This window comes from Staphylococcus sp. EG-SA-2 (assembly GCF_017152085.1).
The window spans coordinates 1-6,826 of record NZ_JACYHC010000371.1; the positions used below are offsets into that span (position 1 = coordinate 1).

16 protein-coding genes and 1 pseudogene are annotated in these 6,826 nt (G+C 34.4%); all 17 read left to right on the forward strand.

The annotated features are described in order from the left end of the window. Window positions 1-848: DNA polymerase (locus IDG60_RS03450; RefSeq protein ID WP_241013333.1), on the forward strand; the 848-nt coding region annotated here is incomplete at its 5' end. Between the two features lie 12 nt (window positions 849-860). Further along, window positions 861-1,046 (forward strand): DUF3113 family protein, encoded by a 186-nt coding sequence (locus tag IDG60_RS03455; RefSeq protein WP_001164629.1) that lies wholly within the window; start codon window positions 861-863, stop codon window positions 1,044-1,046. Continuing rightward, the gene (locus tag IDG60_RS03460; RefSeq protein WP_000113981.1) at window positions 1,046-1,447 is read left to right on the forward strand and encodes an SA1788 family PVL leukocidin-associated protein; all 402 of its coding nucleotides are present in this window, start codon (window positions 1,046-1,048) and stop codon (window positions 1,445-1,447) included. The genes IDG60_RS03455 and IDG60_RS03460 overlap by 1 nt, the downstream gene beginning before the upstream one ends. Further along, window positions 1,447-1,704: a DUF3310 domain-containing protein gene (locus IDG60_RS03465; protein ID WP_000111488.1), complete on the forward strand. Its 258-nt coding sequence runs from the start codon at window positions 1,447-1,449 to the stop codon at window positions 1,702-1,704. Before IDG60_RS03460 ends, IDG60_RS03465 begins: the two co-directional genes overlap by 1 nt. A 2-nt stretch (window positions 1,705-1,706) precedes the next feature. After that, window positions 1,707-1,907: a hypothetical protein gene (locus tag IDG60_RS03470; protein WP_000235381.1), complete on the forward strand. Its 201-nt coding sequence runs from the start codon at window positions 1,707-1,709 to the stop codon at window positions 1,905-1,907. A gap of 8 nt (window positions 1,908-1,915) precedes the next feature. After that, complete coding sequence (locus IDG60_RS03475) at window positions 1,916-2,164, forward strand: phi PVL orf 51-like protein (RefSeq protein ID WP_000178883.1); 249 nt, start codon at window positions 1,916-1,918, stop codon at window positions 2,162-2,164. 14 nt (window positions 2,165-2,178) lie between these two features. Further along, window positions 2,179-2,385: a hypothetical protein gene (locus IDG60_RS03480; protein ID WP_000693993.1), complete on the forward strand. Its 207-nt coding sequence runs from the start codon at window positions 2,179-2,181 to the stop codon at window positions 2,383-2,385. 2 nt (window positions 2,386-2,387) lie between these two features. Next, window positions 2,388-2,795, forward strand: a complete 408-nt coding sequence (locus IDG60_RS03485; RefSeq protein WP_000695770.1) for a hypothetical protein — start codon at window positions 2,388-2,390, stop codon at window positions 2,793-2,795. Beyond that, entirely contained in the window at window positions 2,792-3,139 is a 348-nt protein-coding gene (locus IDG60_RS03490) for a YopX family protein (protein WP_000979209.1), read from the forward strand. Before IDG60_RS03485 ends, IDG60_RS03490 begins: the two co-directional genes overlap by 4 nt. Before the next feature lie 15 nt (window positions 3,140-3,154). Next, entirely contained in the window at window positions 3,155-3,418 is a 264-nt protein-coding gene (locus IDG60_RS03495) for a DUF1024 family protein (protein WP_031764762.1), read from the forward strand. Beyond that, complete coding sequence (locus IDG60_RS03500; protein WP_000164995.1) at window positions 3,411-3,650, forward strand: hypothetical protein; 240 nt, start codon at window positions 3,411-3,413, stop codon at window positions 3,648-3,650. The genes IDG60_RS03495 and IDG60_RS03500 overlap by 8 nt, the downstream gene beginning before the upstream one ends. Beyond that, window positions 3,647-4,201: an HNH endonuclease signature motif containing protein gene (locus tag IDG60_RS03505; RefSeq protein WP_001211404.1), complete on the forward strand. Its 555-nt coding sequence runs from the start codon at window positions 3,647-3,649 to the stop codon at window positions 4,199-4,201. The genes IDG60_RS03500 and IDG60_RS03505 overlap by 4 nt, the downstream gene beginning before the upstream one ends. Next, on the forward strand, window positions 4,201-4,737 hold the full coding sequence (locus IDG60_RS03510) for a dUTPase (RefSeq protein ID WP_000185690.1): 537 nt from the start codon (window positions 4,201-4,203) through the stop codon (window positions 4,735-4,737). The genes IDG60_RS03505 and IDG60_RS03510 overlap by 1 nt, the downstream gene beginning before the upstream one ends. Window positions 4,738-4,773: 36 nt before the next feature. Continuing rightward, the gene (locus IDG60_RS03515) at window positions 4,774-4,980 is read left to right on the forward strand and encodes a DUF1381 domain-containing protein (protein WP_000195760.1); all 207 of its coding nucleotides are present in this window, start codon (window positions 4,774-4,776) and stop codon (window positions 4,978-4,980) included. Next, window positions 4,977-5,129: a transcriptional activator RinB gene (gene rinB, locus IDG60_RS03520; protein WP_000595260.1), complete on the forward strand. Its 153-nt coding sequence runs from the start codon at window positions 4,977-4,979 to the stop codon at window positions 5,127-5,129. The genes IDG60_RS03515 and rinB overlap by 4 nt, the downstream gene beginning before the upstream one ends. Before the next feature lie 67 nt (window positions 5,130-5,196). Beyond that, window positions 5,197-5,397, forward strand: a complete 201-nt coding sequence (locus tag IDG60_RS03525; protein WP_000265258.1) for a DUF1514 family protein — start codon at window positions 5,197-5,199, stop codon at window positions 5,395-5,397. A 51-nt stretch (window positions 5,398-5,448) separates the two neighbouring features. Then, window positions 5,449-6,826: pseudogene (locus tag IDG60_RS03530) on the forward strand (virulence-associated E family protein); the annotation flags it as partial.

A 6,826-nucleotide genomic window follows, 5' to 3' on the forward strand; every position in this document is an offset into this window, starting at 1 on the left:
TATTAAGTCAATTAGTTAGGACGACATTTACTGCTGAAGAAGGTAATGAACTAGCAGTAAGTGATTTTTCTGCAATAGAGGCAAGAGTCATAGCATGGTATGCAAAAGAACAATGGCGTTTAGATGTATTCAACACACACGGAAAGATATATGAAGCATCGGCTTCTCAAATGTTTAATGTACCGGTAGAAAGCATAACTAAAGGCGACCCTCTCAGACAAAAAGGAAAAGTGTCCGAATTAGCTTTAGGCTATCAAGGTGGCGCTGGAGCTTTAAAAGCAATGGGTGCATTGGAAATGGGCATTGAAGAAAACGAGTTACAAGGTTTAGTTGATAGTTGGCGTAACGCAAATCCTAACATAGTTAATTTTTGGAAGGCTTGCCAAGAGGCTGCAATTAATACTGTAAAATCCCGAAAGACGCATCATACACATGGACTTAGATTTTATATGAAAAAAGGTTTTCTAATGATTGAACTGCCTAGTGGAAGAGCTTTAGCTTATCCAAAAGCTTTAGTTGGTGAAAATAGTTGGGGTAGTCAAGTTGTTGAATTTATGGGGTTAGATCTTAACCGTAAATGGTCAAAGTTAAAAACGTATGGTGGGAAGTTAGTCGAGAATATTGTTCAAGCAACTGCAAGGGATTTACTTGCGATTTCTATAGCAAGGCTTGAAGCATTAGGTTTTAAAATAGTTGGCCATGTCCATGATGAAGTAATTGTAGAAATACCTAGAGGTTCAAATGGACTTAAGGAAATCGAAACTATCATGAATAAGCCTGTTGATTGGGCAAAAGGATTGAATTTGAATAGTGACGGGTTTACTTCTCCGTTTTATATGAAGGATTAGGAGTGTGATTGCATGCAACATCAAGCTTATATCAATGCTTCTGTTGACATTAGAATTCCTACAGAAGTCGAAAGTGTTAATTACAATCAGATTGATAAAGAAAAAGAAAATTTGGCGGACTATTTATTTAATAATCCAGGTGAACTATTAAAATATAACGTTATAAATATCAAGGTTTTAGATTTAGAGGTGGAATGATGGCTAGAAGAAAAGTTATAAGAGTGCGTATTAAAGGAAAACTAATGACATTGAGAGAAGTTTCAGAAAAATATCATATATCTCCAGAACTTCTTAGATATAGATACAAACATAAAATGCGCGGCGATGAATTATTGTGTGGAAGAAAGGACTCAAAATCTAAAGAAGAAGTTGAATATATGAAGAGTCAAATAAAAGATGAAGAAAAAGGGAGAGAAAAAATCAGAAAAAAAGCGATTTTGAACCGATACCAACGAAATGTGAGAGCGGAATATGAACAGGAAAGAAAGAGAAGATTAAGACCATGGCTTTATGATGGAACGCCACAAAAACATTCACGTGATCCGTACTGGTTCGATGTCACTTATAACCAAATGTTCAAGAAATGGAGTGAAGCATAATGAGCGTAATCAGTAACAGAAAAGTAGATATGAACGAAGCGCAAGACAATGTTAAGCAACCAGCGCACTACACATACGGCGACATTGAAATTATAGATTTTATCGAACAGGTTACGGCACAGTATCCACCTCAACTAGCATTCGCAATAGGTAATGCAATCAAATACTTGTCTAGAGCACCGTTAAAGAATGGTCATGAGGATTTAGCAAAGGCGAAGTTTTACGTCCAAAGAGCTTTTGACTTGTGGGAGGGTTAACGATGGCAACCCAAAGACAAGTTGAATATGTGATGTCATTACAGGAGCAACTGGAATTAGAAGACTGCGAAAAATATACAGACGAACAAGTTAAAGCAATGAGTCATAAAGAAGTTAGCAATGTGATTGAAAACTATAAGGCAAGCATAAGTAATGAAGAGCTATACGACGAATGCATGTCGTTTGGTCTGCCTAATTGTTAAAAGGAGTGATGACCATGACAGATAGCGCGCGTAAAGAATACCTAAATCAATTCTTTGGATCTAAGAGATATCTGTATCAGGATAACGAACGAGTGGCACATATCCATGTAGTAAACGGCACTTATTACTTTCACGGACATATCGTACCAGGTTGGCAAGGTGTGAAAAAGACATTTGATACAGCGGAAGAGCTTGAAACATATATAAAGCAACATGGTTTGGAATACGAGGAGCAGAAGCAACTAACTTTATTTTAGAGGAGATGGAAATGATGAAAATCAAAATTGAAAAAGAAGTGAACTTGCCTGAACTTATCCAATGGGCTTGGGATAACCCCAAGTTATCAGGTAATAAAAGATTCTATTCAAACGATGTTGAACGCAACTGTTGTGTGACTTTTGATGTTGATAGCATCTTATGTAATGTGACTGGATACGTATCAATTAACGATAAATTCACTATTCAAGAGGAGATATAACAATGAAAATCAAAGTAAAAAAAGAAATGAGACTAGATGAATTAATTAAGTGGGCATGGGATAACCCTGGATTAGCAACAGGAAGAAATTTTTATCCACAAACCAAGAGTGATATTGATTATAAGTGCTTCTCTCTTTATGACGGAAGAAATTGTATCATAAAAGGTTTTGTATCAGCTGATGATACTTTTGAAGTCGAATTTGAAGAAGATATCACAGAAGAGACTAAGGTTGATAGGTTGATTGAATTATTCGAGATTCAAGAAGGAGACTATAACTCTACACTATATGAGAACACTAGTATAAAAGAATGTTTATATGGCAGATGTGTGCCTACCAAAGCATTCTACATCTTAAACGATGACCTAACTATGACGTTAATCTGGAAAGATGGGGAGTTGCTAGTATGATGTTGAAATTTAAAGCTTGGGATAAAGATAAAAAAGTTATGAGTATTATTGACGAAATCGATTTTAATAGTGGGTACATTTTGATTTCAACAGGTTATAAAAGTTTCAATGAAGTAAAACTATTACAATACACAGGATTTAAAGATGTGCACGGTGTGGAGATTTATGAAGGGGATATTGTTCAAGATTGTTATTCGAGAGAAGTAAGTTTTATCGAGTTTAAAGAAGGAGCCTTTTATATAACTTTTAGCAATGTAACTGAATTACTAAGTGAAAATGACGATATTATTGAAATTGTTGGAAATATTTTTGAAAATGAGATGCTATTGGAGGTTATGAGATGACGTTCACCTTATCAGATGAACAATATAAAAATCTTTGTACTAACTCTAATTGAACAGTCCGTTATAAGTGCTAGCGCATACAACGGCAATGACACAGAGGGATTACTAAAAGAGATTGAAGACGTGTATAAGAAAGCGCAAGCGTTTGATGAAATACTTGAGGGTTTACCTAATGCTATGCAAGATGCACTCAAAGAAGATATTGGTCTTGATGAAGCAGTAGGGATTATGACGGGGCAAGTGGTCTATAAATATGAGGAGGAGCAGGAAAATGACTAAAAACACTTTAGTTGATTTAAATAACCATTTATTTGCACAACTCGAGAGGCTTAATGACGAAGAAATAAAAGGTGATGAACTCCAAGAAGAATTGCAAAGAGCTAAAGTCATCTCTGATGTAGCGAGAAGTATTGTTAAAAACGGTAATTTGATTTTACAGGCACACAAATTTAAAGATGAAAGTTTAGACTTGAACAATCAATTACCTGAAATGTTGGAGAATAAAAAATGAGGTTTAAGTGGGAACAGAAACACATTGATTATGTGAAATCTATTTATAAGGGTCGTTACTTAAAAGATGTTAGAGATATGTTTAATAACAAATTTGGTACGAATATAAGCAAGAATGCTATCAATGCTAAGATGAACCGTTTAGGTGTAAAAAGTGGTGTGTCGCCATACGGATCTAGGCAAGCACATGGACATCTTCACAAGCCTATAGGTTCTAAAAAATTAGGTCAACACGGATACGTTTTAATAAAAGTAGACAACAAAACTAATAATCAAAGAAATAACTGGAAATTATATCATCACTATGTTTGGGAAAAATATTATGGCGAAATACCACCAAAACACGCAGTAATCTTTTTGAACGGAAATAAAAAAGATTTTAGAATTGAAAATTTAGCGATGATCACTTATTCGACATTACAGATGATGATTAATAACAATTTGTTTTATGAAAATGCAGAATTAACCAAAACGGGGATTAACATTGCTAAATTATTAAAAAAACAAACTAGAAGATCGGTTAAAAAAATGAAAAATAAGGAGAAAGAATAATGACTAACACGTTAACAATTGATCAGTTACAAGAGTTATTACAAATACAAAAGAAGTTCGACGATAGAATACCGACTAGAAATTTAAATGACACAGTAGCTAGTATGATTATTGAATTTGCGGAGTGGGTTAACACACTTGAGTTTTTTAAAAATTGGAAGAAACAACCAGGTAAGCCATTAGATACACAATTAGATGAGATTGCTGATTACTTAGCTTTCAGTTTGCAATTAACTCTGACTATTGTTGATGAAGAAGATTTGGAAGAGACTACTGAGGTTATGGTTGATTTGATTGAAAATGAAGTTACTTTACCTAAACTACATTCAGTTTATTTTGTTCATGTAATGCATACGCTAACAGAACAATTTGTAAAAGGTATTGATAATAGCATTGTACAAGTTTTAATAATGCCGTTTTTGTACGCCAATACTTACTATTCTATCGACCAACTCATTGACGCATACAAAAAGAAAATGAAAAGGAATCATGAAAGACAAGATGGAACAGCAGACGCAGGGAAAGGATACGTGTAAAGACATCTTAGATCGAGTCAAGGAGGTTTTGGGGAAGTGACACAATACTTAGTCACAACATTCAAAGATTCATCAGGACTACCACATGAACATTTTACTGCTGCTAGAGATAATCAGACGTTTACAGTTGTTGAGGCGGAGAGTAAAGAAGAAGCGAAAGAGAAGTACGAGGCACAAGTTAAAAGGGGTGCAGTTATTAAATTAGGTCAGTTGTTTGAAAATATAAGGGAGTGTGGGAAATGATTAAGCAAATATTAAGATTATTATTCTTACTAGCAATGTATGAGCTAGGTAAGTATGTAACTGAGCAAGTATATATTATGATGACGGCTAATGATGATGTAGAAGCGCCGAGTGATTTTGAAAAAATCAGAGCTGAAGTTTCATGGTAATAGCTATTATCATTTTTGAATTAATTATATTAATGTGTTTAGCAATAGCACTGGAGGTGTTGTAAATATGTGGATTGTCATTTCAATTGTTTTATCTATATTTTTATTGATCTTGTTAAGTAGCATTTCTCATAAGATGAAAACCATAGAAGCATTGGAGTATATGAATGCTTATCTTTTCAAGCAGTTAGTAAAAAATAATGGTGTTGAAGGTTTAGAAGATTATGAAAATGAAGTTGAACGAATTAGAAAAAGATTCAAAAGCTAAAGAGAGGCGTTGGCTTCTCTACTCTATCTAAAATAATGAAAGGAGCCGAACATGTTAGACAAAGTCACTCAAATAGAAACAATTAAATATGATCGTGATGTCTCATATTCTTATGCTGCTAGTCGTTTATCTACACATTGGACTAATCACAATATGGCTTGGTCTGACTTTATGCAGAAGCTAGCACAAACAGTTAGAACTAAAGAAGATTTAACTGAGTACAATAAAATGTCTAAGTATGAACAAGCAGATATAAAAGACGTTGGCGGATTTGTCGGCGGATATTTAAAAGAAGGCAAACGACGTGCTGGTCAAGTCATGAATCGTTCAATGCTAACACTTGATATCGATTATGCAGCCCAAGATATGACTGACATATTATCTATGTTTTATGATTTTGCATATTGTTTATATTCAACACATAAGCATAGAGAGATAAGTCCAAGACTGCGTTTAGTGATTCCTTTAAAACGAAATGTAAATGCAGATGAGTATGAAGCTATTGGGCGTAAAGTCGCAGATATCGTTGGCATGGATTACTTCGATGATACAACTTATCAACCACATAGGTTAATGTATTGGCCTTCAACTAGTAACGATGCGGAATTTTTCTTTACCTATGAAGATTTACCTTTGTTAGACCCAGATAAAATATTAAATGAATATGTTGATTGGACTGACACATTAGAATGGCCAACGTCTTCAAGGGAAGAGAGTAAGACTAAAAGATTAGCAGATAAGCAAGGCGACCCAGAAGAAAAGCCGGGAATTGTTGGTGCATTTTGTAGAGCCTATACGATAGAAGAAGCTATAGAAACTTTTATTCCTGATTTATACGAAAAACATTCTACTAACCGTTATACCTATCATGAAGGTTCAACTGCAGGTGGATTGGTGTTATACGAAAATAACAAGTTTGCCTATTCTCATCATAATACGGATCCCGTAAGCGGTATGCTTGTGAACAGTTTTGATTTAGTACGCATACACTTATATGGTGCTCAAGATGAAGAAACTAAAACAGATACTCCGGTTAATCGACTACCTAGTTATAAAGCAATGCAGCAAAGAGCGCAAAATGATGAGGTTGTTAAAAAGCAATTAATTAATGACAAAATGTCTGATGCAATGCAGGATTTCGATGAAATAGAAAATAGCGATGATGCATGGTCTGAGACGTTAGAAATTACTTCGAAAGGTACTTTCAAAGCTAGTATCCCAAATATAGAAATTATATTGCGTAATGATCCAAATTTAAAAGGAAAAATAGCCTTTAACGAATTTACGAAACAAATTGAATGTTTAGGGAAAGTGCCATGGAATACTAATTTTAAGACACGTCAATGGCAAGACGGTGATGATAGCAGTTTAAGAAGTTATATCGAAAAGATTTATGACATACACCATTCAGGTAAAACAAAAGATGCCA